The following is a 26,615-nucleotide window of genomic DNA, read 5'->3' on the forward strand; positions in this document are numbered from 1 at the left end:
CCGATGGAAGAAGTATTGCTGAATATTCAGGATTTGTACACCGAGTACAACACCGACCACGGCTTGGTACAGGCCGTCAACGGAATTTCTCTGAAAATCCGAAAGGGAGAGACCCTGGGACTGGTAGGCGAGACAGGGGCGGGCAAGACTACAACCGCGCTGTCCATCCTGCGCCTGATTCCTGACCCGCCCGGACGAATCAGGAGCGGAAAAATCTTTCTGGGGGACCAGGAGTTAACCGCCTGTACCGAAAAGGAAATGCAGAAGATCCGAGGCAACCGTATCTCCATGATCTTTCAGGACCCCATGACCGCGCTGAACCCGGTGCTCAGCGTGGGCGATCAGATTGCCGAAGTGGTCCGGCTCCATGAAAAATGCAGCCGCGCCCAGGCCCAGGAGCGGGGATGTCAGTTGTTGGAGCTGGTGGGAATCCCTGCCAACCGGTATAAGGAATTCCCCCACCAGTTCTCCGGCGGCATGAAGCAGCGGGTTGTAATTGCCATCGCGCTGGCCTGCACCCCCGAGCTGCTCATTGCCGACGAACCTACCACCGCCCTGGATGTGACAATTCAGGCTCAGGTGCTGGAGCTCATTGCCAGCCTGCAGGAGAAGACCAAAACCGCTGTGCTGCTGATTACCCACGACTTGGGAGTAGTCGCCGAGGTGTGCTGCCAGGTAGCGATTATGTATGCTGGGGAGATTGTAGAATATGGCTCCACGGAAGAAATCTATCACAACCCCTCCCATCCCTACACAATCGGCCTGTTTCGCTCTATTCCCTCCGTGGACCGCAAGGTACACCGGCTGCAGCCTATAGCGGGGCTGATGCCTGACCCTACCGCACTGGGCGACGGATGCCCCTTTGCCCCCAGATGCCCTAAATGTACCCCGCGCTGTCAGGAAAAGAGGCCCCCCATCATGCAGCTGGAGGGGGAGCATCAGGTCAAGTGCTGGCTGTTTGCAGAGGGAGAGGAGGAGTCATAAATGAGCGAGTATCTGATGGAGGTAAAGGATCTCAAAAAGTACTTCAAAACCCGCTCTGGAATGCTCCACGCAGTAGACGGTGTGACCTTTTCGCTCCGTCCGGGGGAGACGCTGGGGGTGGTAGGCGAGTCAGGCTGCGGCAAGTCCACTTTGGGGCGGACCCTGGTCAAGCTGCTGGAACCAACCGAAGGACAGATCTTGTTTGAGGGGGAAGATATTACCTATGCCAGGGGCGTCCAGCTCAAGCGGCTGCGCACCCGCATCCAGATGATCTTCCAGGACCCTTTCTCCTCCCTGAATCCCCGAAAGACCGTCCGGGAGAGTATTCTGGAGCCTCTGAAGCTGAACTCCGCGCTCTCAGCCCGGCAGCGGGAGGAGCAGGTGCTGGAGCTGATGAATACAGTGGGGCTGGCGCAGCGGCTGGCCCACAGCTACCCCCACGAGCTGGACGGCGGACGCCGCCAGCGCATCGGGATCGCCCGGGCCCTGGCGCTGAATCCGGCTTTCATTGTATGTGACGAGCCGGTTTCCGCTCTGGATGTGTCCATTCAGGCCCAGATTTTGAATCTGATGCAGGATGTGCAGGAGGATCAGCACCTGGCCTATCTCTTTATTACCCACGACCTGTCCGTGGTTCGCCATATGGCAAACCAGATTTTAGTTATGTATTTGGGACAAATGGTGGAATTGACCAGTGCAGATGTGCTGTTTGAGCGCCAGATGCATCCCTATACCCAAGCTCTATTGTCCGCAATCCCAGTTCCGTCGCTGGAAAAACGCCGGCAGAGAATTATCCTGCGCGGGGAGATCACGTCCCCCATCAACCCGCCTGCCGGATGCCGTTTTGCTCCCAGATGTCCCTACGTCACCGAGCGGTGTACCGCTCAAACACCGGAGCTGTATGAGGCAGCGCCAGGACATTTTGTGGCCTGTCATCGGGGCGGGGAGGTGGGATAAGTGAATACAGCCAGACCAGTGATCCTGATTACCGGGTCCAATATCACCGCGTCCACCGGTTTTCCGGCCTTTTCCCTCAACCACAACTATGCACGCGGCGTGTCGCTGGCGGGGGGAGTTCCCGTGATTGCCGGGGAGGATGCTTCGGAGTACCTCCAGTTCTGCGCAGGACTGTTGCTTACCGGCGGGGCAGATGTTGCCCCGGAACGATATGGAGCGCAACCCGCAACGGATACACTCCACTGCGATCCCAGAAGGGATGAACTGGAGTTTGCGTTGGCCCGCCGATTTCTGGACGCAGGTAAACCTATACTAGCTATCTGTCGCGGCTTCCAGTTGCTGAATGTGTTGCTAGGCGGCTCTCTGATTCAAGATATCCCGGAATGGGGAGGAGCAGATCACAGTGGTGGGGTGATGCATCCGGTTGATATTGCAGAGCAAAGTGTTCTAGGGACGTTGCTGGGGAATGGAACCACAGTAAATAGCTACCACCATCAGGCTGTTATTCCAGAAACTCTGGCCGCTGACCTTCGTCCATCTGCATGGCAGACAACTGGGGAACGGACTATTATAGAAGGCTTTGAACATCCCCAAAAACCCGTTTTGGCGGTACAATGGCACCCGGAGCGGATGCTGGAGGGGAGAGAAGAACGCTCTGGTATCCCATGTACGGAGATGCGCAGTCTGTTTTCTTGGCTACTTCGATCTGCAACCTGTTCTGAAACTGCTGCGGAATTGAAAAATAATTCTTAATTTTTTCCTTCAAATGAGAGCCGCGGAGAGCAACTGCTCTCCGCGGCATTCACTATATGATATAGTCCCAGTCTATAATTTCAATCAATGTCCTTTCTCGCTGAAGTTCCAGCATCAAACACTATATTAGTGGAATGTTCTAGAAGAAGCCAAATCTACGTACCTCCATGAAATAGAGGCTTGGATGGGCTGATTTCCAAAAGAAATGGGCGAAGTAACGAAACAAGAATTTTTCATCCAACCGAATGAAAATGGTATTTTGTCCAAGAATTCCACCTACTTGGTAAAGATAAGGCAATACCGCACAAAAGGGAGGCAGGCAGGGCAAAGATGTGGTAAAATGAGGGCATGAATAAACAAATGAGTCTGTCTGGATTGCTGGACGAACTGTCGCAGGCGCGGACAAAAAAGAAATAATTTTTAGCGCAGATGGACCGGCTGATTCCGTGGGGGAAATGGGTGGAAGAAATCAAGCCGTGCTATTATAAAGGAGAGTGCGTGAACAAGCCCTACGGGATTGAGTTGATGCTGCGGCTATATGTGCTTCAAAATCTGTACACCCTATCGGACGAGGGGACCGTGGCAGAAGTAATCAACAGCCGTGCGTTCTCCGACTTCTGTGGAGTGGATTCCAGCAATCAGGTGCCGGACGGAGACACGCTGGGGCGGTTTCGGAACCTGCTGATCCGCAATGGAATACAGGAGAAGCTGTTTGCCCAGGTGACTGGATTGCTGGGGGAGCGGGGACTGTTGCTGAAGAAGGGGACAATCGTGGATTCAACCCTGATTTCCGCACCGTCAAGCACCAAAAATGCGGAAAAGAAGCGTGACCCGGAGGCACATTCAACGAAAAAGGGGGACAATTGGTACTTCGGCTATAAGGCACACATCGGTGTTGACAAGGACACTGGGCTGGTGCATACCCTGAAAGTCACTGCCGCCAACGTCCACGATGTGACAATGACGGCGGAACTGCTCACTGGGGAGGAAGAGACCGTCCACGGCGACAGTGGGTATCTTGGGGCCGAAAAGAGGGAAGATGCCGTACTGCGAAAGCGGAAATCCGTCCGGTTCCTGGATAGTCCTTCCATCTCTTCCCGCCCTTGGCGGGATTGTGCGGTGTTGCCATAACATTGACCCGAACAAGTCCAAAAGACCTATATGGGCGGTATCTGCAAAGACTACAACCAAAAACATATTAAGAAATCCGGTCTCCATGGCTCCAGTCTAAGCCTGCCTACTTATTTGCACTGGTTTGATCGATATCTGTGCCGGCTCCTGCGGTAGACTGTGGCAGTGTGTAGTGTAAGGGCTTCTCGCCGCTGCTTTCTCTTGTGCAAAATGCCCCGTGTGCGGAACCCACAATTTTGTAAATAAAGTCCTTTGAAAAATGTACAAATTAAACGTAAAAATGATTTCACATAAAGAAATGGAAGGTCATTTATTATGAAACGCATCAAAGCGGCCTGCCTGGAGCAGACCATTCACTTTCAGCTGAAGGATGGAATTTCTTCGGAACTGGCCAAGCAGCAGGTCCGGCAGGAATATGAATCTTACAAAGTACAGATGGATCACCACCAGACACGGTATAAAATCGTCGAAGAGACCGAAAGCCCGATGGCTCTTTGATTATCAAAATTAAAAGACAGAACAACACCCAGCCTGTGGGCGACTATCTGGACTGAGCGCCATGTATAAATTTGGAACGCTGGTTCTGTACGACAAGAGAGGCGTTTACAAGGTCAAAAGGGGGAAGTACCGCCAGTCCGGGGGGGCCGCCGGCGATTACTACGCGCTGTGCGCCGTATTTTCCAACAGCAATGAGATTATCTACACTCCGGTGGATATGACCTCGTCCATGCGTCCCCTCATCAGCGGCGGTGAAGCGGCTCATTACCTGGAATTGTTTGCCCAGCTGGAACCCCATATGTTCCGTTCCGGTAAACCGATGGACCTGACCACCCACTACCGTGATCTGCTGGCCTCCCGTAAGGTGGAGGACTGCCTGCTTTTGATTAAAGAGATCTATGTGAAACAGCGGGAAATGGTCCGGCAAAAGAAAAGTCCGAGACAGGCGGACACCCAATATTTGAAGCTGGCAGAAAAATTGATCTGCTAAGAATACCGGAACCTACTTCGTCATCATGAACCGCATCGCCCACGAGAACCAGAAGGTGGCCTGGCCTGCGCCATGGCTATCGTGCTGCTGGTCATCATCATCGCCTGCACCGTGGGCCAGAAGCTGTTCTTCAAGTACGCCTACCAGACCAGCGATGACGGCTCCGACCCCAGGCCCCGGCTGAAAAACGAGCGGTATGCCGCCCAAAAAGCCGCCGGGAGAAAGGCAGGGAACTGATATGGGAAGTAAATTGAAAGCGCAGACCCCCGGCTCCATCGCCTTCAGCATCATGAAGTAGGGCTGAACCTGCTCACCGGAGCCGGGCTGATTGCGGGGGTGCTTCTGGTACTGGGACTGTCGCTGTACCTGTGGCCCCAGCTGGCCCTGATGGAGCTGCCCTTCCCTCAGCTGGTGAAAAATTCCGCCCTGCTCTTTCTGGGACAGCTGCCCCGGAGCCTGGCCGCACTGGCGATTCTGACGGTCTACCTGTGGGGCACGGTGCAGTTTTTCCTGCTGACAATGCCCCTGCTCCCCCTCACCAACCTGTGGCTGCCTGTGCTGCCCGCCCTGTTTCTGATCTATCCCGGGATCAATAAGAATTTTCAGATTGAAGAAAAAATCAAAACGATGAATGAGTAAAGGAGAAACTCCTATGATTCGATTGCTCAAAAAAGCGGGTTCCTTATTGCTTTCCGGAGCTTTGATTGCAGGCATTCTGCCGCCCATACTGGCAGCGGCGCCTGCTGACACCGACCTGTCGGGCCTGGAGGAAAAAAGAAGCTGGTATTACGGAGAGGGCTGGGAATACAACTATTCCAGCGCCTCAAGGTCCTCAGTCGCTCAAGAAGGCGGCATGGTGAAAGCAACAGTGGACTATCGGGCCGACGCGGATCAGGGCTACAGTAAGATGGCCATTTCCTGCTGGAGTGATGACGGGATTAATTTGGAGGATGTCAACCGGGTCGCCTTTGACTTTTACTATGATGAGGACAGCATGACCAAAGGCGGCTTTAAAATAGCTGTCAACAGCGATGTGCTGAACGTCCCTGATACCGGCCTTGACCTGAGCCTCGCCGAGGCGGCGGATAACACGCTGAAAAAGCTGCCTGTGGAACTGTCCTGTGAAAATGCCCGCGGCACGATCAATGGAATTACCTTATGTCTGATTGGCGTCAATACGGACTATGCCGGAGACATATGGATGGACAATATCCGTTTTTCCTCTGCGGCCGGGGCGGATGTGTATGTAGACGCAACACTGAAAGCGGCGACTGATACCAAACTTACCGGCAGCGATTCCGCTCTGACGGTAAACGGAAAAAGTCATACCTACGCCAGGGAAATTCAGCTGGCCGATTCAAAGGCAGATGCCTCCGCTGTGGCGCTGTATCAGTATCTAAAGGCAGTAGGCGAGTCCAACGGCGCCCTGTATGGACACATGGAGGACACTGTACTCAAAGCGGGGGCCTCGGACCTGTCCATCTCCGACACAAAGGACCTGACCGGCTCTCTGGCCGCGATCAATGGCTTTGACTGCGGCGGCCTGTTCAGCGGGTTTGCCGCGAAATATAACCAGCGCCATCCCGGGGAAAATCAGCTTCCCAAGACGGTGGAGGGCGACATCAAGGCGGCCGCGCTGCTGTCCAATGAGGCCATTAAAGAGGGGACATCATGACCATCTCCTGCCATATGCCCAACTTTGCCTCTGCTCAAGAGAAAGACCTCTCCGCGCCCAAAAGCTACGACCGCTATGACTATTCCATCGCCGATTCTTACAATCTAAACGGGGACTGCATGAACCAGATCCTGCCCGGCGGCAAGTTCAATCCTCAGTTTACCGCTTTTCTGGACCTCATTGCGGAGTATGCCCAACAGGTAGACGGCCCGATTTTGTTCCGGCCCTTCCATGAGAACACCGGAAGCTGGTTCTGGTGGGGTAAAGCGTTCTGCGACGCGGAGACTTATAAAAGCGTCTTCCGTTATACAGTGGAGTATCTGAGGGACGAAAAGGGTGTTCACAATCTGCTCTATGTCTATGGCCCGGGCTCTGAGGCCGCTACACTTGCGGAGTATGGCGAGAGATACCCTGGCGACGCCTTTGTGGATATGGTAGCTTCGATACCTATGACGACAAGGCGTCCAGCGACCAGAACTATATGTTTATGAAGAACTTTGAGGCTGCTGTCAAGCTCACGGACCAGTTTGCCAAGGAGCACAACAAGCTCTTTGCTGTAACGGAGACCGGCATCACCAACAGTGCCATGAAAAAGACCGGGAATGAACGGCCCGAGTGGTTTACAGAGATTTTGGATATCATCACCAGGACTGAGTATCATTGCGCCTACTACATGGTCTGGAGCAATTACGACTCCCGGAATAATTACTATGCGCCCTATGCGGCTTCCCGGAGTGAGGCGGGTGCCCTCCATGGGCATGAGCTGATGGACCCCTTCATCCGGTTCTACAACAACGAAAAGAGCATCTTCGCGGTGGATCAAAAGAATACCCTCACTGGAAGTACCGCCCCGAAAGCGCCCAAGCTGGCCGGTTGGGGGAATACCGGATACTTCACCGCACCCAACGGCGGCACCCGCATTCTGGACGCGGTCACGATCAGCGCCCGGGTAAGCAGGGGTGTGACCAGGCCGGTGATTGCTGTATCCAATGGGACTGTTGAAATCAAGCTGGATACCAAGGCCGCGGGTCAGAGTGTCTCAGCCCAGCTGACCGAAGATGTTTTGACGCAGTTGGGCGAGACGGCGAACGGCAAGATTACCCTTTTGAGCGGGACTGAGCAATTAGCGGAGCTTACGGTCCTGTTCAACATTCCGGAAAAAGAACCGGACCCCTATATGGTAGATGATTTTGAGTCCTACTATGGCGTGGACTCCATGCTGACCGCTTCCTGGGCGATGAACAAAGGTTCTGGAAACGATCTGACCGTTGCGTTGGATCAGGAGACAGCCCAGGATGGCTATGCCATGAAGTTTACCTACACTGAGACCGCCGGCGGCTACGCTGGCGCTACCATCACCAAGGATGTGGACTGGTCGGACTGCAACGCCCTGCGGTTCTGGACCATCCCTGATGGAAAACAGCAGAAGGTTGTAATCCAGATTCAGGCCAATGACACCTGCTATGAAACATATCTTAACCTGTATGACGCATACAACGCCCGGGCAGGCAAGCCTACTCTGGTGACGATTCCCTTCACTGAGTTTGGTCAGCGGGACACTGCCGGCAATCCAAAAGGAGGATTGACAGCGGACTGCGCCAAGGTCAGCAGTTTTGGTCTGTGGGTCAACGCGGTAGAAAACCAGTTTTTCCAAAATAATGGTGTGACTGGTACGCTCTGGTATGACAACATTACCGCTATCAAAACTGATACGCAAAGCGTTTCCTTTGAGGATGTGTCCAATACCGCTCAGACAAAAGGAGGCAGTGTCGTAAGCGGTTGGGCGTTGGAGCAGGTAAACGCCGCCGAGGACAATACATTGGTCCCCGATATTCTGGCGGGCAAAGATCTTACCAAAAGGATTACCCGGGCAGAGTTTGCGGCTGTGGCTGTCCGTCTTTACGAGACTATGAGCAGCCAAACAGTCGAAGTTGGAGAGAACCCGTTTACAGACACCACAGAACCTGACGTCCTAAAAGCGTATAAAATGGATATCGTTCATGGAATCGGAAATGGAAAATTTGCTCCTGACGATTTGGTGACACGGGAACAGACCGCTATGATGCTGACTTCTGTGTATGTAAAGCTGAATGGACAGATTCCTGCGGCCGGTGTTATATCCTTTGCGGATGACACTGACGTCTCCGATTGGGCTCTGAACGCCGTGGCCTTTATGTCTGATAAAGGTATTATCACAGGCGTAGGGGAAAATCGTTTTGAGCCCCAAGGCAGTACTACCCGTGAGCAAGCGCTGATCATGGCCCTGGACATGTTTAGGTTTTTCGCTGAATGTAAGTTTGGATACACTGAGTTGTGAAATACTGTAGATTAGTATACAATGAAATGGAAGGCCGGGCTTTTGCCCGGCCTTCTCAAATTTTATATTGCTCAGGATAGGCATAGCGAAATAAAAACCCATACAAAACCCGGGCATGGGAAAAACCATACAAAAGCGCAGTGTAAAGGGTAGAAAGACACAACAAAAAACACCGGGGAACATTGTGCCGCAACGCTTCCCGGCGCTAAAACAAAACAGAAAACAACAAGAAAAAGTGGGTTGGGAAGAATTAGCAAGGATGAGGTCCCCAGTTCAAAACTGGGAAGCAGCTCCACTTAAACCCGCTGTCCTACAAGGAATGCCGGGTTTTTACTTTTGCCTGGAGGGAAAGCTGTCCGGCAGGAAACCCATACAGAAACCTATACCGATAGATTTTGAGGTACTGATTCGCATTACGCCTGACCAGCATTTTTCATAGTGAGCAAAGCAAAGCGCAAAATCTGTGTTTGCTTTGGAGCTTGTGAAACGGGTACAGAGAGGGGCTCTGCAGACAGCATGAATGCAACTGGGTTCCCCGCAATTTATGCAATATTGATTTTTCAAACAAGCCCTAATATTTCCGATTTTGAAATTGCGAGCGGGGCGTATCCTTTGTAAAGACGCTCTCATCCGTAATAATACGGAGGGGCAGCTCCTTCCCCTGCATCAAATCGGTGATGGCCTTCATCAGCTGTGGGCCCAGGAGGGGGTTGCACTCCACCACGCAGTTCACCCTTCCCGACTGGAGCGCGTCCAGGGCGTCCGAGGTTCCGTCAATGGACATGATCTTCACATCAGTCCCGGGCTGAATCCCCTGTTCTGCCAGGTACTCCAGTGTGCCCAAAGCCATGTCGTCGTTGTGAGCAAATATGGCGTCAATGTCCCAGCCGCGGTGCTCCAGATACTCCTGCACCGCCAGGCGGCCGCCCTCTCTGGTAAAGTTGCCGCAGGCCGAGTGGACAATTCTGCACCGGGAGCTGCCGTCGATGACCTCTTCAAACCCATTTTTTCGACTCTGGGCCGGGGAGGAGCCTTCCGTCCCGCGCAGCTCCAAAACACGAATAGTTTGCTCCGGCAGCTCATCGAGCAGCCACCGGGCGCAGCGGCGGCCCTCCTCCTCAAAATCCGCACCAATGAAGGAGGTGTACATCCCCTCCTCTTCGTCCACCATGCGGTCCACCAGAAGGATGGGGATACCGGCTGCCCGGGCCTCCTCCAGCACGGGCAGCCAGCCCTCCGCCACAACGGGGGAGATCACAATCACATCCATGTCCTGATGGATAAACCTCTGCACCAGCCTGGTCTGCTCCTCCACCAGGGGCTGGGTGAACTCCATAGTCAGGTCGACGTCAAAGTCCTTGGCCGCCTGCCGGATAGACTCCGTACATGCCTCCCGCCTGTGGCTCTCCTCGCCGATCTGGGCGTAGCCCACCCGGATGACAGCCGGTTTTTCTGTAAGCGGTGTCTCTCTCTGATAGTCCGCCACGTTGTCCGGTCTGATCTGGTGGCTGCGCAGAATAATCTGCTTGGGGATGCCGCTGACCTGGTTGATGATATCCACCGCATATCGGATGGCCTCCGTCCCTCCCGTAGGACAGGTAACGGTGGCGTCGATCACCCCCTGCTCCACCAGCTGCAGGCCGCCGTTTTCCCCGGAAAAGCCGTCCAGCCCCACAATCCGGATACCGTTGACACCCAGCTCCTCCAGGGCCAGGTGGGCGCCATAGGCCATATAGTCGTTGTGAGCGAAGATCACATCCACACCCTCCAGCAGCTCCGGATCGGATAACAGCGTGTCCTCGGCGCAGTCCCGGGTGGCCTCAGGCAGGTCGATGGAGCGGGTGGGAACCTCCGCCTCCGACACTGTCTTGACAAACTCTGCACTGCGGCTCTCGCTGGCAAAGGAGTCGTTCTTCATCTCCAGAACAGAGGCGTCGGAGCCCCCGTCCTCCCCCAGTAGCTCCAGCACGGCCTTCCCCGCCTGACGGCCGATGAGATTGTTGTCCGGGCCGATGAACAGGGAGTAGTCATACCCCTCCACCGCCCGGTCCAGCACGATGACCGGAATTTTCTCATAGGTTTTGCTGATTACCGGAGTCAGCGCCTCCACGTCGGTAGGGGAGATGATGAGCAGGTCGATGTCGTAGCTCATCAGCCGCTCTACGTCCGCCTCCTGTTTCTCACTGTCGCCGGCGGCGTCCGTCATCACCAGGCGGACGCCGTCGTATTTTTCCGCCTCCGCCTCCAGCTCGTCCTTGAGCACCAGCCGCCACTGCTCCCGCAGATTGGCCAGGGAGACGCCGATGACGCACTCCACGCTGGTCTTTCGCGTGGAGCAGCCGGGCAGGAGGACCGCCAGCAGCGCCAGGCAGAGCAGTCCTGTAAACGCCCTCTTGAAACGCCTCATTTCGCCCCCTCCTGTTCCAGAATATTTTTCCGGTACTCCGCCGGGGAGATGCCCAGCGCCCGCTTGAATGCGCTGCTGAAATAGTGCTGGGAGCTGTACCCGGTCCTCTGGGCAATCTCGTACATTTTCAGGTTCTGATTTTGCAGCAGGCGTATGGCCTCCTTAATCCGCTTCCCGGTGAGATAGGTGCCGAAGGTATCCCCCGTCTCCCGGTGAAAGATGCGGCTGAGATACTGGGGGGTGACATACAGCTGATCCGCCGCCGACTGCAAAGAAAACTCGCTGTTTCCCCATTGCCGCTCGATCATGCTCAGAACGCTCGTCACAACCTCAGAATATTTCCGCTGGGCGTTGTACTCTGCCAGTGCCCGCTCCACCACCTCCGGGAACCCGGTCAGGCTGTCCCCCTGGTGGCGGACCAGCTCCGCCTTTACCCGCAGATAGGACTCGATGGGTCCGGTCAGCTTTTGGGACAGCTCCTCCCACTCCCCCTGGGACAGCACCGGGGAAACGATGGCGAAGGCGTCCCCCTCTGTCCGGAAGGTGAGGATGGGGCAGAAGGGGGCAAAGACCTCCCGGGCGATGTTGTCACAGCCGTAGAGGAGCAGTTCCATGTTCCAGTCGGTGAGGCTGGCCTCCTGGTCCGGGTCACTGCGCAGATGGAGGATGGTGACCCAGTAGGGGGTCGGGATTTCGATGTGCAGATACTCCATCCGATCCTCGATCTCCAGCTGATCCATGCCGTTTCGCAGCCAGCTGCGGAAAAAGTCGTTGACCATGGACGGACGGTTCTGTTCCATCTGCCCGGTGAGCCAGTCCATATATTTCCGGGACCTCTCCCGGCTGTCTAAACGGGAAACCGCCTTGTCCAGCACCTTGAAAAAGGGCTCCTCCATGATGGGCTTGAGCAGGTAGTCAAAGACCCCCATCTGGAGGGCCTTCTGTACAAAGGCGAAGTCGTCGGGGGGCACGCCGAAGGCCAGGATCATGGTGGTGATGGTCTGAACCACCAGCGCGCCGATGATGCTGGCAATCAGGCTGAACCGGCCGCCGGACAGGGAGGTCCCGCCGATAGCCACCGCCAGGATGCCGTCCATCTCGATCATCAGGCCGCAGTTGTTGCAGTCGGCCCCCTTGATGCCGGCGGACTCAATCAGGCCGGCGATGGCCGCGCAGAAGCCGCAGAAGACGTAGATCAGCCAGGTGTTGCGCTCCACCTTGATGCCGGCCAGCCGGGCGGAGTCGGCGTTGACGCCGATGGCCTCCACCGCCAGGCCGAAGGCGGTCTTTTTGGTCATCATCAGGGCGGCGATAAGCATAAAGGCGGCGATGTACAGGGGGAAGGGCAGACCCAGGATATAGCCGCCACTGATGTAGTAGTAGGAGTCGGAGGTGATGGTCACGATCTTTCCGTCGGCAATGAGCTGGGCGATGCCCCGGCCCGCCGTCATGAGGATCATGGTAGCTACAATAGGCTGAACCTTCAGCTTCGCCACCAGGAAGCCGTTCCAGGCCCCGCACAGAGCCCCAGCCCCCAGGGCAATCGCCACCGCCGCCAGGGTGCTCCCGCCCAGGGCGGGGAGGATGCGCATATCCACGATGGAGCAGGCCAGCGCCCCGGAGATAGCCATGACGGAGCCCACCGAGATATCGGTGCCGCCGGTGGCCAGCACCATAGTCATGCCGATGGCCAGCACCATGTACCGGCTGCCGTTGCTCAGGATGTCAATGAGGCGGCCGTACAGGTGGCCGTCCACGATCTGCAAAGAGAAGAAGCTGCCCCCGGAGAGGATGCCGCAGATGAGCAAGATGACGATCAGCGACAGCAGAGGGCGGAACTCCATCCGGTCCTTGAGCTTTTTCATACCGCCGCCCCCTCTCCCGCGATGATCTGCATGATGTGGTGCTCGTTGATGGCGTCGCCGGTGAGCTCGTCCACGATCTCCTTGTCCCGCAGGACGTACATCCGGCTGCAGCAGCGGAGCATCTCCTCCATCTCAGAGGAGATGAATACACAGCTCATGCCCTTCCGGGCCAGCTCCATGACCACCTTCTGGATCTCCGCCTTGGCCCCGATGTCGATGCCCCGGGTGGGCTCGTCCAGGATGAGCAGGTCCGGGTCGGTAGCCAGCCACCGGGCCAACAGTACCTTCTGCTGGTTGCCGCCGGACAGATTTCTAATCTGCTGGTCGGCGGAGGGCGTCTTGATGGACAGCTCCTCGATGAAGTGGTCGGCAATCTGCTGGGCCTCGCTGTAGCTGATGACCCTGCCCAGCCCCCGCTTGGCCTGGAGGGCGATGATGATATTCTCCCGGATGGTCAGATCGCCGATGATGCCCTCCGCCTTCCGATTCTCGGAGCAGAAGGCGACGTTGTGGCGGATGGCCTCCAGGGGGTCCTTCACCGTACACTCCCTGCCCTCGATGAAAAATTTTCCCGAGGTGTGCCGGTCCGCGCCGAAGAGCAGCCGGGCAATCTCGCTGCGGCCCGAGCCAAGCAGGCCGGAGAAGCCGCTGACCTCTCCCTTCCGAAGGCGGAAGGACACATGGTCGATGTGACTGGTCCCGGCGTCCTCCAGGCGGAGGAACTCCTCCGCGTCGCTGTCCTGGGCGGCGGCGGGGGGTGTACCCTCCAGGGCCGCGTACTCCTTGCCGATCATCTTGCCGATCAGCTCCACCGTGGGCAGCTCTGCGGTGTTGTAGGTGCCAACATACTCCCCGTTGCGGAGAACGGTGATCCGGTCGGTGACCGCGTAGACCTGGTCCAGGAAGTGGGTGACAAAGATGATGCCCAGCCCCCGGGCTTTCAGCATCTTCATGATCTGAAACAGCTTCTCCACCTCGGCGGCGGACAGGCTGGAGGTGGGCTCGTCCAGAATCAGAATCTTGGCCTGAACGTCTACCGCCCGGGCGATGGCGATCATCTGTTGGACGGCCACCGAGTAGTTGTCCAGCTTGGCGGTTACGTCTATGTCCAGGTCAAACTGCCTGAGAAGCTCCCGGGATTTCTGGTTGACAGTCCTCCAGTCGATTCTGCCCAATTTGACGGGCTCCCGCCCGGCGTAGATATTCTCCGCCACCGTCAGGTGGGGACAGAGGTTGACCTCCTGATAGACGGTGCTGATGCCCTGCTTCTGGGCCTCCAGGGGAGATTTGACGGAGATGGGCTTTCCGTCCATCACCACCGTGCCGCCGTCCATATGCTCCACGCCGGTGAGCACCTTGATCAGCGTGGACTTTCCCGTGCCGTTCTCCCCCAGCAGGGCGTGGATCTCGCCGGCGCGCAGGCGGAACTGTACGTCGTTCAGGGCCACCACCCCGGGGAAGCGTTTATTGACGTGCTCCATGACAAGCAGATCATTCTGAGCCAAAGGGATACCTCCTTACGCAAACAGCCTCCGGACCGGCCGAAAATCGGCTCGGACCGGAGGCCTGAATTTTAATTCAGTTGTATCTGTTCGGCTCAGTAGGCCCGGCCCGCGACCACGTCGGCGGTGTACACCTCGTCGGCGGACATGACCCACTTCTCCACCGACTCGCCAGCCTTCAGTTTGGCGGCAGTGTCGAAGATTTGGTTGGCCAGGATGGGGGTGCACTCCACGGTGCAGTTCATCTCGCCGGCCAGTATGGCCTCAAAGGCCCCCTTCACGCCGTCCACGCCCACGATCTTGATGTCCTCACCGGGCTTGAGGCCGGCCTCCTTGATGGCCTCGATGGCGCCCAGAGCCATGTCGTCGTTGTGGCAGAACACGCCGTCGATCTTGTTATAGGTCTTTAGGAAGGACTCCATAACCTCCTTGCCCTGGGCCCGGGTGAAGTCGCCGGTCTGAGAGGCGACGATCTCGATGCTGGAACAGTTTTTGGCCATGTACTCATCAAAGCCCTGCTTGCGCTGGACCGCGGCGGAGGCGCCCACGGTGCCCTCCAGCTCCACCACCACGCCGCTGCCGCCCAGCAGATCGTTCATGGCGATGGCGGCCTGCTCACCGGCCCACACGTGGTCGGAGGCGATCATGGTGGTGTACAGGCTGTCGTCGGTGTTGGCGTCGATGCCCCGGTCCACCAGGATGACGGGGATACCGGCCTCCTGGCACTCAGTGAGGACGGCCTCCCAGCCGGTCTCCACCACGGGCGGGAAGGCGATCACGTCCACGCCCATCTCGATGAAGCTGCGGATGGCTTTGATCTGGTTCTCCTGCTTCTGCTGGGCGTCGGCGAAGTGGAGCTCGATGGTGTCGATGTTGCGGCTGGCATACCACTGGATGTCGTTGGTCTCGGCGTCGCGCCAGCCGGACTCCTGGCCGATCTGGGCAAAGCCGACGACCAGCTTGTCGTTGCCGGGCTTATTGTCGGCAGGAGGCGGGGTGGGGGTCTGGGTGCTGGAGCTGCTCCCTCCGGAATTTGCGGGAGGATTCGGATTATTTGCGGGCTGGCCTCCGCAGGCGGCCAGGGACAGGCTCATGGCCGCAGCCAGCAGCATGGCAAAGACTTTTTTCATTTTATTTCCCTCCATGTATCTGTTTTCCGCCGGGGATTGTCCCCTTGCAACTCTATCATACATGGAGGTAAAGAAAATATCTTTAGAGAAAAGTAACCGGACTTTACGATTTTTTGTACTGAGACCGGCTGGCCGGCGGCAGTCACACATCACCGGCAAAAAAGCGCAAATTCTGTCCAATTTTGTATAAAGATTTTCAGCCTAATGTCAATTATACTAAAATGAACCATAAATCTAAAGGACCGGCATCCAATCAGGATAGAAAACCGGTCCTTGAGAGTATTTAGATGTTTTTGCTGTGCATTTTGCCCTGTGAAGATGGTATAGGTAATCTTATTTTACCGGCAGAGTCAGGACCTGTCCGGTATAAATCCGATTGGGGTTTTTCACAACGGCCTTGTTCAACTCATAGATCTCGCTCCAACGCTTACCAGAGCCCAGCTCACGGGCAGCGATATTCCACAGACAGTCGCCGGATTTTACGGTATAAGTGCCAGCGGGAGCAGGCGTGACCACGGGGTCCGTATTGGTGTTCTTAGAAGGAGCTTCCGTATTCAAAGGCAGCCAGGCCAGAGTCTGGGGGGCATCGTGGGCGGAGTTGATCTTGCCGTCGTCCGTCACCATGTCGAAGCAGGAGACCAGCAGCATATTGTTCCACACAATGGGTTCGCCAGGCTGGTCCAGCTCACCCTTCGCGCCGGTGGAGTCGGGGCTCTGGGCGATGCGGGAAATCTTCCCGTCGGGAGTGACCTTGGCGATGGCGTTGCGGTTGAAGTCGGCTACAAAGATGTTGCCGGCACTGTCAATGCACATGCCGTCGGTGGTGGCCAGGTTGTCGCTGTCCTGGGCCCAGATTTTGTTGGAGGCGATGGAGCCGTCCGCGTTGAAGGTGATCTTGGAGATCGCGCCGTCGCCGAAGTTGCCGACGTACAGATTGCCGGCCTTGTCAAACACCAGGCCGTCCAGACCGTACTGGCAGGCGGGGTTCTGCGTCACAAAGGTGGCCAGAATATTGAGGTCCTCCAGGGTGTTGGTTACCTGGATATTCTTGGCGTCCAGGGGGAAGCGGTAGACGGCGCTGACCAGCTTGCCAGAGGGGTCCTTCACCGGAGTCATGCTGCTCTGGGTAACATAAGCATAGCTTCCCTTGATTTTGATGCCGTTGGGGTGCTCCATGCCCACAGCCACCTCGGTGGTGGAGGCGATATTGCCGCTGGCGTCAAAGCTTACCTTCAGGATGCGGCCCTGGTTCACAGACTCGGGATTGCCGGTCCAGCCCTGGTTGTCCACGATAAACAGGCTGCCGTCGGGGCCAAACTCAACGCCCATGGGCCGAGCCACGCCGGAGTTGGCATTGACAGGTACATCGAACCACTTGCTGATCTTCCCACTGGGGGTGATCCGGGCGATGCAGCCAGGCTGAGTCTGGTCGCCGAAGTTGGGGCAGGCCAGGATCAGGTTGCCGGCCTTGTCGATGGTCATGCCATCCGGGGTAGAGATCCAGTCGGGCAGTACCATGTAGAGCTTGGAAATTTGAAGCTCCTGCGGCACCACAGTGTCCGGCTCCGCCGCCATGGCGGGGATCAGCATTCCGACTGACAAAGCCAGCCCCAGCGCGAGGGAAAGGGTTTTCTTGAACATAATAGGACCTCCCTGTAGAAATATTTTTACGCCGCCCCGCGGCGCAGGGTTCCAATTACTCGTAGCGTACAATGCATTTCAGCGCAATCTCCCGGCGCTGGACCTTATCAAAAGCCTCAATCACATCGGAAAAAGCCACATAGTCGGAGATAAAGTCCTTCAGTCGGATCGCGCCGGCACGCAGCCAGGCCAGAATTTGATTGTGTGCCTCTCCCTCCTCCTGCTTGGAGGGGAACTGCTGGAAGCACAGGTTCCAGTTATAGGGTGCCTTGCTCCAGTCCAACTCCATCTGGCACTTGGGGGAGATGCCGTAGCAGCAGATCTTACCCCGGTTTTTAATCAGCTCCATCCCCTGGTTGATGAGGGATAGCATCCCTACAGCGTCCAGCACATAGTCCACACCCTCGGGGCAGATCTCCCGTACCACGGCGCACACGTCCTCCGTCTTGCTGTTAAACGCATAGTCCGCGCCGTTTTCCCGGGCCACGGCCATCTTCTCCTCGTCAATGTCAAAGGCGATAATGGGGTGGACGCCCAGCAGGCTCATAAACTTGATAAAGGTGGTGCCCACCGGCCCGCAGCCGAAAAGGGCCACGCTCTGGTTGGCCTGGATGCCGAAGGTCTTGATGGAGCTGAGCACCTCCCGCAGGGTGATGATCATGGCCGCATCCACCGGGTCGATCTCCGGAGGAAGCACCGTCTGGGCCCAGGCGCACTCGGGAAACAGGGCGCTGTTGGGGGCCAGCCCGTCCCGGACCAGGGCCTTGACGTCATTGACCACGCCGTACTCGCTGTACGCCCCCCAGGCGGAGTGGAACCCGCCGGCGGGATCGGTGAAGGGGAGCAGCACATAGTCGCCCTCCTTATAGCCGCAAACCTTCTCCCCCACGGACACCACCCGGCCCACCGCCTCATGTCCCAGCATCATGGGATAGTCGTGGGCATAGTCGTAGCCCTTGAACTGACCGTGAATCAGCTTCATATCGGTGCCGTTGCAAATCCCGCAGGAGACGGTTTTGACCAGCGCCTGATAGGGGCCGCACTGGGGGGCCGGGACCTCTGCGAACGCAAGAGCGCCTTGGGCATCTACAATCAGTGTTTTCATCGTTTTACCCCTCCTAAGAATCATAATGTAATTACTTAATGATATTAAAAATATTCCTACGGATAAGCATATCACCCAATTCATTTTTTGTCAATATCAAAATTGAAATCGTCATTTTGCCATATTTTTAGAAATTATAAAATAGCTCTTGACATTTTAAATATCTCGGTGCTATACTTTCGCCGTGTTAGTCTTAATGTAATTACATTACAACAAGACAAACCAACACAAATAAAAGGAGGATCACAGTAATGAAAAAAACTCTGAAGAGACTGATTGCAGCTTCCCTGGCACTGGTCATGATGGGCGCCGCGCTGGCAGGCTGCGCCGGGGGGCAGACACCCGGCGGCAATAACAGCTCCGGCGGCAACCCCTCCTCCAACGCGGGCGGAAGCTCCACCGAGCAGAAGACCTACTACTATGTGGCGGCCGGCCTGGGCCAGTCCTACTCCTATGACATGATCCTGGGCCTGAAGTATGCGGCCGACAAGTATAACTGCAAGATCGTCCCCATGGGCGCCGACGACTGGAACTCCCAGACCGCCAACGCCGCTCTGGAGCAGGCCGTGGCCATGAAGCCCGACGGGATCATCACCGCCGCCTGGGACGCCGGCATGAACCCCGGCATCGAGAAGGCCATGGCCGCAGGCATCCCCACCGTTCTGGTGGAGGCCCACAGCGGCAACGAGGGCAACCTGTACATCGGCCTGGACAACGTGGACGCCGGGCGTGAGACCGCCCAGGAGCTGATCAAGTTCGCCGGCAATTCCGGCAAGCTGCTGGTCATGGGCAACTGGGGCTCCACCAATATCGACGAGAAGTTCATCGGCCTGAAAGAGGTGCTGGCGGATACCGGCTGGGAGATCGTGGGCGATATGGACGGCGAGTGCGCCGCCGAGCCCTCCCTCCAGGCGGCCAAGGACCTGCTGACCAACCACCCCGAGGCCACCGCTTTTGTGGGTCTGGACTCCGCCTGCGGCGCCGCCATCGGCACTGCTATGGAGGAGCTGAGCATGGAGCCCGGCTCCATCACCGTCATCTGCGCCGACCGTGAGGACGCCATGCTGGACTACATCCGCAAGGGCTATGTGCAGGCCTCCCTGACCAACCGGACCGCGGCCATGTGCTACATGGCGGTGGGATTCCTGGAGAGCGTCACCAACCACGGCTTCCTGGATGTGCCCATCACCAGCGACAACGCCGGTTCCGACGTCAGCCCCTTCCCCCTGCACATGTTCACCGGCAACGTGGTCATCAACAAGGACAACGTGGACAACTTCGACCACAGCAAGATGGACAGCTACGACACCCCGCTGTACGGCTAAGTCCCCTGTACCATTTGGAGAGGGAAACCACGCCACGTGGTTTCCCTCTCTGTAAAAACAGCATAAATACCGCACAGGAAAGGAGAGTGAAGTTAGCTTTATGTCTGTGAAGGAATTTTTAAGCATAAGCGGCATTACAAAGACCTACGGCGTGGTAAAGGCCCTTTCCTCCGTCACTTTTTCCGTCCGCAAGGGCGAGATACATACCATTCTCGGCGAAAACGGAGCCGGAAAGAGCACCCTTGTGAAAATTATTAAGGGGAGGAAAAACCGGACTCCGGCTCGATCACCCTGGACGGCCAGACAGTGAAAACCTATACCCCGTCAAGCGCCCACGAGATGGGCATCCGGATGGTCCATCAGGAATTGGCGGTCTTTGAAAATATGACGGTAGCGGAAAACGTGTATCCGGACTTCAAGGAGAAAAAGAACGGCTTTCTGGACCGGAAAAGGCTTAACGAGAAAACGCAGGAGCAGTTGAACCTGTTCGGGCTGAAAACCATCCGCCCCTCCGCCCCCATGGCCTCAGTCACCCTGGGCGGGCAGCAAATGGTGGAGATCCTCCGCTGCATCGCGGCCCACCCCAAGGTCCTGATCCTGGATGAGCCCACCTCCGGGCTGAACGACAGCGAGGCGGAGCTGCTGATGGGCATCCTGCGCCGTTTGAAGTCAGAGGGGCTTACCATCCTCTATATTTCCCACCGTCTCAATGAGATCATGCAGATTTCCGACCGGGTCACCATCATGCGGGACGGTCAGTACGTCACCACCCTGGACAACGGCCCGGAGCTGACCGAGGCCGACCTGATCAACAACATGGTGGGCCGGGACCTGAGCGACAGCCTCTACAGCATCAAGCAGAGCGGGCACCGCCAGGAGGAGGCCCTTCTGGAGGTAAAGGGGCTGCAAAAAAAGAACTCCCTCAACCCTGCGGACCTGACGCTGTACAGGGGGGAGGTTGTAGGCGTCTTCGGCCTGGAGGGCTCCGGTGTTGTCAAGCTATCCCGTATGATGTATGGCCTGGAGCGGAGAGAGGGCGGCGAGGTTCTGGTCAAGGACCGGGTTGTCAAACCCCTGACCCCCAGGGCTATGACCGACCGCAAGGTCATGTACCTGAACAACAACCGGAAAATGGCAGGTCTGCTTCTGGACATGCCGGTCACGGACAATGTCTCCCTTCCCATTCTGAAAAAGGTCTCCGGCAAGGGCGGGATGATCAATTTCAAGCAGCTCCAGCAGATTTCCACCGAGTTTATCCAGAAATTCTCCATCGCCCTGCCCTCCCTGACCACCCGGCCCCGAAACCTATCCGGCGGCAATCAGCAGAAGGTGATGCTCTCCGCCTGTCTGGCCCCGGAACCGGAGATCGTCATTGTCAACGAGCCCACCCGAGGGATCGACGTGGGCGCCAAGGCAGAAATACACAGCTTTTTACTGGACCTGGCCGCCAATGGCGTGGGTATCATTGTGTTCAGTTCTGAGATGCCCGAGCTGATGAAGCTGTGCGACCGCATCCTGGTGATGCGCAGCAATTCCATTGTTGGCGAGGTACCCAGCAGCGAGTTTTCCGAACAGACCATCATGCGCTATGCCGCAGTGGATGAAAATGAATAGGAGGTGATGACCATGGCAGAAGGAACCGGACGCACATTGTCCACAAACGAGAAAAAGAAGTTCGATTTTGGCAGCTGGATCATCATCTATATCTCAGCAGCACTGTTTATCTTCCTGTCCCTCACCCGGAGCAATTTCTTCAACTTCAATAACATCCACTCCATCCTCTACGGTGTCTCCTTCAACTTTTTCGCGGCCATAGGCTTTACGCTTCTGATTATCATGGGCGAGCTGGATATGTCTGTAGGCTCTCTGTTCGGCTTTGGCGGCGCCATGATGGGATACTTCGTCTTCACCTACCGCCTGCCGGTGGGAGCTGCCATGGTGCTTGCCATGTTGTTGGCTCTGGCAATCGGCCTGTGCGCCGGCTTTCTGGTGGTCCAGTTCCGGCTCAACTCCATGATGGTCACCATCGGGGTGATGATGGCGGTAAAGGGCTTCAACTGGATGATGGTCAACAAGTTCGGCGGGCGGCAGCTCCCCTCAGAGGCCCGAAACTTCGTCTCGGTGGATTTCCTGAGCATCCGATGGAGTATCTGGCTCATGCTGGTGATCGCCATTATCATGGAGATACTCCTCAACAAATCCTGGCACTTCAAGCAGCTGTACTACATCGGGCACAACATGGACACCACCATCCTCTACGGCCTGAAGGCCGGGCGGGTAAAGATCCTGTGCTTCGGCCTCTCTGCGGCGGTATCCGCCTTCGGCGGCTGTCTGATGACCGCCCGCCTGGCCCGGCCGGATGTGACGGTGGGAGCCAATCTGGAGATCAGCATCATTACTGCGGCGGTGATCGGCGGGGCCAGTATCTTCGGCGGCCGGGGCAGCATCGTGCGCTCCATGCTGGGCGTGTTCTTCATCTTCCTGCTCCAAAACGGCATGACTGCCTACAACATCGACTCCTACATCCAGCAGATCGTGGTAGGCACCATCCTGGTGGCGGCGATCTATCTGGACCTGCGCTTTAATAGAAAGAAGGGGTGAGTGAAAATGGAAGCGGTCAACCGTATTATCAAGAAAAATGAGTTCATCTCCGCCGCCCTCTGCGCTGCCCTGGTGCTATTGCTGACCGTGGCCGGCGGCGTGTTCTGGTCCCGGGGAAACCTGGACTCCCTACAGGCCAATATCGCCCCCACGGCCATTATGGCCTTCGGTATGATGTTTCTTCTGATTCTGGGCTATTTCGACCTGTCCATCAGCTCTACCATGCTTCTGGCCGGTATCCTGTCCGCCAAGTTCACCATGATGGGCCTGCCCATCCCCGCCATCGTCCTGCTGGTTCTGCTGGCTGGTGTGGCAATGGGACTGCTCAACGGCTTTCTGGTCTCTGTGGTTGGGATCAACGCGCTGATTGCCACCATCAGCACCCAGTACATGGGCTACGGCCTGGCCATGACCCTGTGGGACGGCGTCCGGGGCATGGGGCGGTTCTCCGACAGCTTTGTAGCTCTGGGCAGCGGGAAATTCCTGGGGTTGTACTGGATGACCTGGGTGATGCTCCTGCTCCTGGCCGGTTTCTGGTACTTCCTGCACAGCACCCCCACCGGGCGCAGCCTCTACTTTGTGGGAGGAAACCGGGAAGCGGCCAAGCTCATGGGCTTCAACAACCGCAGAGTGGTCCTGCTGGCCTACACCGTCACCGGACTGCTTGCCGCCCTGGCCGGCGTTCTGGCGGTGGCCCGGATCGAGAGCCCAACCCAGTATCTGGGCGAGAACATCCACATGACCTGTATGATCGCCTGCGTGGTGGGCGGCGGCAGCTTCGCCGGCGGCAAGGGCTCCGCCCTGGGCGCCGTGCTGGGTGTAACCTTTATGTCCCTCATGACCAACATGTTTACCCTGCTCAAATTAAAGCCCCAGTTCCAGAACATCATCGTTGGGCTGATTTTGATCGCCGTTATCGTATTGGACGGCTGGTCCAACCTGAAAAAGATGCGGGAACAGGGGAAAATATAGCTTCTCGAAAGGATGAGCAATTTTGAAGGTGCTTGTAACTGCCACCTCGTTCAAGCCGGACAATCCTACGCCGGCCCTCCAACAGCTCCAGCAGTTTGCGGATGAGGTTGTCTATAACCCTGTGGGCCGGCCCCTCACCGAGGACGAGCTGATCCCCCTCCTCCAGGGCTGCGACGGCTATATCGCCGGACTGGATTTTGTGACGGAAAAGGTAATCCGAGCCTGCGACCGGCTGAAGGTAATCTCCCGCTACGGGGCGGGGGTGGATCGGGTTGATTTGAAAGCGGCTGCCCAATATGATATCACGGTCTGCAACACGCCGGGGGCCAACGCCCAGGCCGTGGCTGACCTCGCCCTGGGACTGATGCTCTCTGCCGCCAGAAGGCTGCCCATGCTGGACGAAAAAACTCGTGACGGCCAGTGGGTCCGCTCCACCGGAATAGAGCTCTATGGCAAGACTCTGGGCATTCTCGGTCTCGGCGCTATCGGCAAATCCGTGGCCAAGCGGGGCCAGGGCTTTGACATGCGGGTGATGGCCTACGACCCCTTCCTCAACGAGGAATACGCCCTCCAGCACGATATCCAGCCCGCTTCCTTCAATCAGGTGGTGGAGAACTGCGATATCATCAGTCTCCACCTGCCCTTGAATGACGAGACCCGCCACATCATCAGCCGCGAGGTCATGGAGCGGATGAAGCCGGGGACTATCCTGATCAACAGCGCCCGGGGCGGCCTGATTGACGAAGCTGCGGCCTATGAGCTGCTGAAATCCGGTCACCTGGGCGGCCTGGGCCTGGACGCATACGAGCAGGAGCCCCCCACTGCCTCTCCCTTGTTTGAGCTGGACAATGTGATCTGCACCCCTCACACGGGCTCCCACACCCGTGAGGCCACGGCGGCTATGGCGAAAATGAGCGTTGAGAACCTGATTCAGGTCCTGAAGGGAGAGCCCTGCCCCCACGCCCTCAAGGTCGGCTGATTTTATAGCAACAAATGTTATGACAATAAGCCTTACTCTCCACTATGTCATATAAAATTGATTGAGAATTGCGAGGAATGCAGTGATGTTTACCTTAGAACCCGCAAAGGCCCCTACCTTTTATTTCATCGGCGTGACCACCGGCCAGTCCTCCATTATGCGCGTGTTCCCCAGGTGGGCGGAGGCACTGGGACTGGATGCGGTTATGAAGGGGATCGACCTTCCCCTCCATGCCCCGGCTGAGATGTATCGCCAGGTAACCGGGTTTTTGAAAAATGACCCGCTTTCCCTGGGTGCATTGGTCACCACTCATAAGCTGGACCTGTTCCACGCCTGCAAGGATATGTTTGACTATATTGACCCATTTGCCCAACAGCTGGAGGAGGTCTCCTCCCTGTCCAAGGCAGACGAAAAATTCTGCGCCCACGCCAAGGACCCCATCTCCAGCGGACTGGCTCTGGAGGCATTTGTTCCCCAAAGCTTCTGGAAGGACCACGGCGGCGAGGTGCTGATTATGGGAGCCGGCGGAAGCAGCCTGGCTATGACCATGTACTTTACCCAGGAAAAATTTACAGGCAATATCCCCCGCCGCATCACCATCGCCAACCGGAGCCAGCCCCGGCTTGACTCGGCGAAGGAGGTGCTGGCCGGGTGTGGCGGACAGACGGAGCTGCGTTACCTGCTGTCGCCCACGCCGGCGGACAACGACGCGCTGGTGTCCGCCCTGCCGCCCCACTCTCTGGTCATCAACGCCACCGGCCTGGGAAAGGATGCCCCTGGCTCCCCCACCACAGACGCTGTCTGTTACCCCGAGGACAGCCTGGTCTGGGAAATCAACTACCGGGGCAATCTGCTGTTTAAGGAACAGGCCGAGGCCCAGGCCGCAGAGAAGCGGCTCCATGTGGAGGACGGCTGGACCTACTTCATCCACGGCTGGACCCAGGTGATCGAGGAGGTCTTCCATATTCAGCTGGACAAAACGGACCTGGAGCGGTTAAGCGAAATTGCCAAACAGGCGTGAGGAGGAAAATTTATGCCGCAGAACAAATTTGACTGGCAGAGAGGCTTTACACTGGATTTTTCTGCCCTGGACGGCCTGTCCAAGGGTGCGGAATCCACAAAGCGCAGGCTCTCTCAGATGCAGGATATGTATGCCGATGGAGAGGCCGCCCGTGCCCTTGTGGAGGGCGGTGATCCCCTTGTCTATGAGTTTTACGAGCTGGGCACCCCGGAGCACCCCGGTGACTTAGCCTTCGGCACCTCCATCTGCTACCCGGGTAAGGTGGGGAAGGAATATTTCATGACCAAGGGACATTTCCACACCATTCTGGACACCGGCGAGGTGTACTATACCCTCTCCGGCCAGGGATATATGCTCACCGAAAGTCCGGAGGGGGACGTGGTCGCCCATCAGCTGGAGCCGGGGAAGGCGGTTTATGTACCCAAGAGATATGCCCATCGCAGTGTCAACACCGGCGACACCCCTTTAATCACATTCTTTGCTTTCCGGGGCGACGCCGGCCACGACTACGGGACCATTGAAACCAAGGGCTACCGCAAGCTGATCGTGGAAGGTGAAGATGGCAGACCGAAGATCATTGACAATCCCAAGTGGAAAAAATAAGGAGGAGAGCGTTATGACTGTGGTGGAACGGGTCCACAAAACCTATCTGGTCCCTGTGGTGGTGATGGAGGACGCGAGGAAGGCGGTTGACACCGCCAAGGCTCTGCTGCGGGGCGGCGTAGATGTGATGGAGATCACCCTGCGCACTGGCGCCGGGCTGGACGCCATTGAAAATGTGGCCAAGAGCTGCCCCGACATACTGGTAGGGGCGGGGACGGTTCTCTCTCTGGAGCAGTGCAGATCGGCTGTGGGCCGGGGAGCAAAATTCGTCGTCTCTCCGGGCTGCGACCCGGAAATTGTCTCCTGGTGCCAGGACCACAAGGTCGACGTCCTGCCCGGATGCGTGACCCCCACGGAGATCACCGCCGCCCGAAACGCGGGGCTGCGGGTGGTGAAGTTCTTCCCGGCCAGCGTCTACGGCGGCATAAAGGCCATCAAGGCCCTTGCCGGCCCCTTCCAGGACATGCAGTTTGTCCCCACCGGCGGCGTCGGCCTGGAAAATCTGGACCAGTTTGTCACCCCGGCGGTCTTTGCCATCGGTGGCGGCTGGCTGTGCGAGAAGAAGGCGATCCAGACGGAAAACTGGGAGGCGATCACCCAGGTGTGCCTCCAGTCGCAGAAGATCGTCCAGGACCACCGGGCATAACAGAAAGGAGCTG

The 26,615-nt window shown here is 57.1% G+C and carries 24 protein-coding genes and 2 pseudogenes; 20 read left to right on the forward strand and 6 right to left on the reverse strand.

The window, feature by feature from the left end:
* The first annotated feature begins 3 nt into the window (after nt 1–3).
* The 11 genes and pseudogenes from D1641_RS02710 to D1641_RS02760 all read left to right on the forward strand — a co-directional run bounded on the left by D1641_RS02710 (nt 4) and on the right by D1641_RS02760 (nt 8,805).
* Nucleotides 4–984, forward strand: a complete 981-nt coding sequence (locus tag D1641_RS02710) for an ABC transporter ATP-binding protein (protein WP_160662864.1) — start codon at nt 4–6, stop codon at nt 982–984.
* Nucleotides 985–1,941 (forward strand): dipeptide ABC transporter ATP-binding protein, encoded by a 957-nt coding sequence (locus D1641_RS02715; RefSeq protein WP_160662865.1) that lies wholly within the window; start codon nt 985–987, stop codon nt 1,939–1,941.
* Nucleotides 1,942–2,694, forward strand: coding sequence for a gamma-glutamyl-gamma-aminobutyrate hydrolase family protein (locus D1641_RS02720; protein ID WP_160662866.1), 753 nt, complete (start codon nt 1,942–1,944; stop codon nt 2,692–2,694). It abuts the gene before it with no gap.
* Nucleotides 2,695–3,054: 360 nt separating this feature from the next.
* Nucleotides 3,055–3,753 (forward strand): annotated as a pseudogene (locus tag D1641_RS02725) (IS5 family transposase); the annotation flags it as partial.
* A 387-nt stretch (nt 3,754–4,140) separates the two neighbouring features.
* Entirely contained in the window at nt 4,141–4,323 is a 183-nt protein-coding gene (locus D1641_RS02730; protein WP_347707370.1) for a hypothetical protein, read from the forward strand.
* A gap of 61 nt (nt 4,324–4,384) precedes the next feature.
* Nucleotides 4,385–4,813, forward strand: coding sequence for a CarD family transcriptional regulator (locus D1641_RS02735; protein WP_160662867.1), 429 nt, complete (start codon nt 4,385–4,387; stop codon nt 4,811–4,813).
* Between the two features lie 72 nt (nt 4,814–4,885).
* The gene (locus D1641_RS19360) at nt 4,886–5,050 is read left to right on the forward strand and encodes a hypothetical protein (RefSeq protein ID WP_347707371.1); all 165 of its coding nucleotides are present in this window, start codon (nt 4,886–4,888) and stop codon (nt 5,048–5,050) included.
* Nucleotides 5,051–5,149: 99 nt separating this feature from the next.
* A complete protein-coding gene (locus tag D1641_RS02745) occupies nt 5,150–5,452 on the forward strand; it encodes a hypothetical protein (RefSeq protein WP_160662868.1) in 303 nt (100 codons plus the stop codon).
* A 214-nt stretch (nt 5,453–5,666) separates the two neighbouring features.
* Nucleotides 5,667–6,488 (forward strand): hypothetical protein, encoded by an 822-nt coding sequence (locus D1641_RS02750; protein WP_160662869.1) that lies wholly within the window; start codon nt 5,667–5,669, stop codon nt 6,486–6,488.
* Nucleotides 6,485–6,979, forward strand: a complete 495-nt coding sequence (locus D1641_RS02755; RefSeq protein WP_160662870.1) for a glycosyl hydrolase — start codon at nt 6,485–6,487, stop codon at nt 6,977–6,979. Before D1641_RS02750 ends, D1641_RS02755 begins: the two co-directional genes overlap by 4 nt.
* Nucleotides 6,976–8,805, forward strand: coding sequence for an S-layer homology domain-containing protein (locus D1641_RS02760; RefSeq protein WP_160662871.1), 1,830 nt, complete (start codon nt 6,976–6,978; stop codon nt 8,803–8,805). Before D1641_RS02755 ends, D1641_RS02760 begins: the two co-directional genes overlap by 4 nt.
* Before the next feature lie 571 nt (nt 8,806–9,376).
* Here the strand turns inward: D1641_RS02760 and D1641_RS02765 are convergent.
* The 6 genes from D1641_RS02765 to D1641_RS02790 form a co-directional block, all read right to left on the reverse strand.
* On the reverse strand, nt 9,377–11,212 hold the full coding sequence (locus D1641_RS02765; RefSeq protein ID WP_160662872.1) for a substrate-binding domain-containing protein: 1,836 nt from the start codon (nt 11,210–11,212) through the stop codon (nt 9,377–9,379).
* A complete protein-coding gene (locus D1641_RS02770) occupies nt 11,209–13,077 on the reverse strand; it encodes a helix-turn-helix domain-containing protein (RefSeq protein ID WP_160662873.1) in 1,869 nt (622 codons plus the stop codon). The genes D1641_RS02765 and D1641_RS02770 overlap by 4 nt, the downstream gene beginning before the upstream one ends.
* On the reverse strand, nt 13,074–14,558 hold the full coding sequence (locus D1641_RS02775) for a sugar ABC transporter ATP-binding protein (RefSeq protein WP_160662926.1): 1,485 nt from the start codon (nt 14,556–14,558) through the stop codon (nt 13,074–13,076). Before D1641_RS02775 ends, D1641_RS02770 begins: the two co-directional genes overlap by 4 nt.
* Nucleotides 14,559–14,674: 116 nt before the next feature.
* Nucleotides 14,675–15,709 (reverse strand): ABC transporter substrate-binding protein, encoded by a 1,035-nt coding sequence (locus D1641_RS02780; RefSeq protein WP_160662874.1) that lies wholly within the window; start codon nt 15,707–15,709, stop codon nt 14,675–14,677.
* 333 nt (nt 15,710–16,042) lie between these two features.
* A complete protein-coding gene (locus tag D1641_RS02785; protein ID WP_347707372.1) occupies nt 16,043–17,350 on the reverse strand; it encodes an SMP-30/gluconolactonase/LRE family protein in 1,308 nt (435 codons plus the stop codon).
* 55 nt (nt 17,351–17,405) lie between these two features.
* Complete coding sequence (locus tag D1641_RS02790; RefSeq protein WP_160662875.1) at nt 17,406–18,455, reverse strand: zinc-binding dehydrogenase; 1,050 nt, start codon at nt 18,453–18,455, stop codon at nt 17,406–17,408.
* Nucleotides 18,456–18,706: 251 nt separating this feature from the next.
* On the opposite strand from D1641_RS02790, the gene D1641_RS02795 reads away from it, so the two are divergent.
* From D1641_RS02795 to eda, 9 genes and pseudogenes are all read left to right on the forward strand, one after another.
* Nucleotides 18,707–19,780, forward strand: coding sequence for a substrate-binding domain-containing protein (locus D1641_RS02795; protein ID WP_160662876.1), 1,074 nt, complete (start codon nt 18,707–18,709; stop codon nt 19,778–19,780).
* A 100-nt stretch (nt 19,781–19,880) separates the two neighbouring features.
* Nucleotides 19,881–20,335, forward strand: a pseudogene (locus tag D1641_RS19370) (ATP-binding cassette domain-containing protein); the annotation flags it as partial.
* Between the two features lie 261 nt (nt 20,336–20,596).
* Nucleotides 20,597–21,394, forward strand: a complete 798-nt coding sequence (locus tag D1641_RS19375) for an ATP-binding cassette domain-containing protein (protein ID WP_243149240.1) — start codon at nt 20,597–20,599, stop codon at nt 21,392–21,394.
* Between the two features lie 12 nt (nt 21,395–21,406).
* Entirely contained in the window at nt 21,407–22,381 is a 975-nt protein-coding gene (locus D1641_RS02810) for an ABC transporter permease (RefSeq protein WP_160662879.1), read from the forward strand.
* Between the two features lie 6 nt (nt 22,382–22,387).
* Nucleotides 22,388–23,353, forward strand: coding sequence for an ABC transporter permease (locus tag D1641_RS02815; protein ID WP_160662880.1), 966 nt, complete (start codon nt 22,388–22,390; stop codon nt 23,351–23,353).
* 28 nt (nt 23,354–23,381) lie between these two features.
* Nucleotides 23,382–24,332 (forward strand): phosphoglycerate dehydrogenase, encoded by a 951-nt coding sequence (locus tag D1641_RS02820; protein WP_347707376.1) that lies wholly within the window; start codon nt 23,382–23,384, stop codon nt 24,330–24,332.
* Nucleotides 24,333–24,417: 85 nt separating this feature from the next.
* Complete coding sequence (locus D1641_RS02825; RefSeq protein WP_160662882.1) at nt 24,418–25,353, forward strand: shikimate dehydrogenase; 936 nt, start codon at nt 24,418–24,420, stop codon at nt 25,351–25,353.
* A 12-nt stretch (nt 25,354–25,365) separates the two neighbouring features.
* On the forward strand, nt 25,366–25,956 hold the full coding sequence (locus D1641_RS02830) for a glucose-6-phosphate isomerase (RefSeq protein ID WP_160662883.1): 591 nt from the start codon (nt 25,366–25,368) through the stop codon (nt 25,954–25,956).
* A 13-nt stretch (nt 25,957–25,969) separates the two neighbouring features.
* Nucleotides 25,970–26,602 carry a bifunctional 4-hydroxy-2-oxoglutarate aldolase/2-dehydro-3-deoxy-phosphogluconate aldolase gene (gene eda, locus D1641_RS02835; RefSeq protein ID WP_160662884.1) on the forward strand — a complete coding sequence of 211 codons (633 nt, stop codon included), beginning with the start codon at nt 25,970–25,972 and terminating at the stop codon, nt 26,600–26,602.
* The last annotated feature ends 13 nt before the right edge of the window (nt 26,603–26,615 follow it).

Origin of the sequence: Colidextribacter sp. OB.20 (assembly GCF_009911595.1) — a bacterium.
GTDB lineage: Bacteria > Bacillota > Clostridia > Oscillospirales > Oscillospiraceae > Lawsonibacter.

Bases quoted from the DNA above. Each gene is read 5' to 3' on its own strand.
- D1641_RS02710 (WP_160662864.1), top strand. From the start codon at position 4: ATGGAAGAAGTATTGCTGAATATTCAGGATTTGTACACCGAGTACAAC.
- D1641_RS02715 (WP_160662865.1), top strand. From the start codon at position 985: ATGAGCGAGTATCTGATGGAGGTAAAGGATCTCAAAAAGTACTTCAAA.
- D1641_RS02730 (WP_347707370.1), top strand. From the start codon at position 4,141: ATGAAACGCATCAAAGCGGCCTGCCTGGAGCAGACCATTCACTTTCAG.
- D1641_RS02735 (WP_160662867.1), top strand. From the start codon at position 4,385: ATGTATAAATTTGGAACGCTGGTTCTGTACGACAAGAGAGGCGTTTAC.
- D1641_RS19360 (WP_347707371.1), top strand. From the start codon at position 4,886: ATGGCTATCGTGCTGCTGGTCATCATCATCGCCTGCACCGTGGGCCAG.
- D1641_RS02750 (WP_160662869.1), top strand. From the start codon at position 5,667: ATGGTGAAAGCAACAGTGGACTATCGGGCCGACGCGGATCAGGGCTAC.
- D1641_RS02755 (WP_160662870.1), top strand. From the start codon at position 6,485: ATGACCATCTCCTGCCATATGCCCAACTTTGCCTCTGCTCAAGAGAAA.
- D1641_RS02760 (WP_160662871.1), top strand. From the start codon at position 6,976: ATGAAGAACTTTGAGGCTGCTGTCAAGCTCACGGACCAGTTTGCCAAG.
- D1641_RS02765 (WP_160662872.1), bottom strand. From the start codon at position 11,212: ATGAGGCGTTTCAAGAGGGCGTTTACAGGACTGCTCTGCCTGGCGCTG.
- D1641_RS02770 (WP_160662873.1), bottom strand. From the start codon at position 13,077: ATGAAAAAGCTCAAGGACCGGATGGAGTTCCGCCCTCTGCTGTCGCTG.
- D1641_RS02775 (WP_160662926.1), bottom strand. From the start codon at position 14,558: ATGGAGCACGTCAATAAACGCTTCCCCGGGGTGGTGGCCCTGAACGAC.
- D1641_RS02780 (WP_160662874.1), bottom strand. From the start codon at position 15,709: ATGAAAAAAGTCTTTGCCATGCTGCTGGCTGCGGCCATGAGCCTGTCC.
- D1641_RS02785 (WP_347707372.1), bottom strand. From the start codon at position 17,350: ATGTTCAAGAAAACCCTTTCCCTCGCGCTGGGGCTGGCTTTGTCAGTC.
- D1641_RS02790 (WP_160662875.1), bottom strand. From the start codon at position 18,455: ATGAAAACACTGATTGTAGATGCCCAAGGCGCTCTTGCGTTCGCAGAG.
- D1641_RS02795 (WP_160662876.1), top strand. From the start codon at position 18,707: ATGAAAAAAACTCTGAAGAGACTGATTGCAGCTTCCCTGGCACTGGTC.
- D1641_RS19375 (WP_243149240.1), top strand. From the start codon at position 20,597: ATGGTGGGCCGGGACCTGAGCGACAGCCTCTACAGCATCAAGCAGAGC.
- D1641_RS02810 (WP_160662879.1), top strand. From the start codon at position 21,407: ATGGCAGAAGGAACCGGACGCACATTGTCCACAAACGAGAAAAAGAAG.
- D1641_RS02815 (WP_160662880.1), top strand. From the start codon at position 22,388: ATGGAAGCGGTCAACCGTATTATCAAGAAAAATGAGTTCATCTCCGCC.
- D1641_RS02825 (WP_160662882.1), top strand. From the start codon at position 24,418: ATGTTTACCTTAGAACCCGCAAAGGCCCCTACCTTTTATTTCATCGGC.
- D1641_RS02830 (WP_160662883.1), top strand. From the start codon at position 25,366: ATGCCGCAGAACAAATTTGACTGGCAGAGAGGCTTTACACTGGATTTT.
- eda (WP_160662884.1), top strand. From the start codon at position 25,970: ATGACTGTGGTGGAACGGGTCCACAAAACCTATCTGGTCCCTGTGGTG.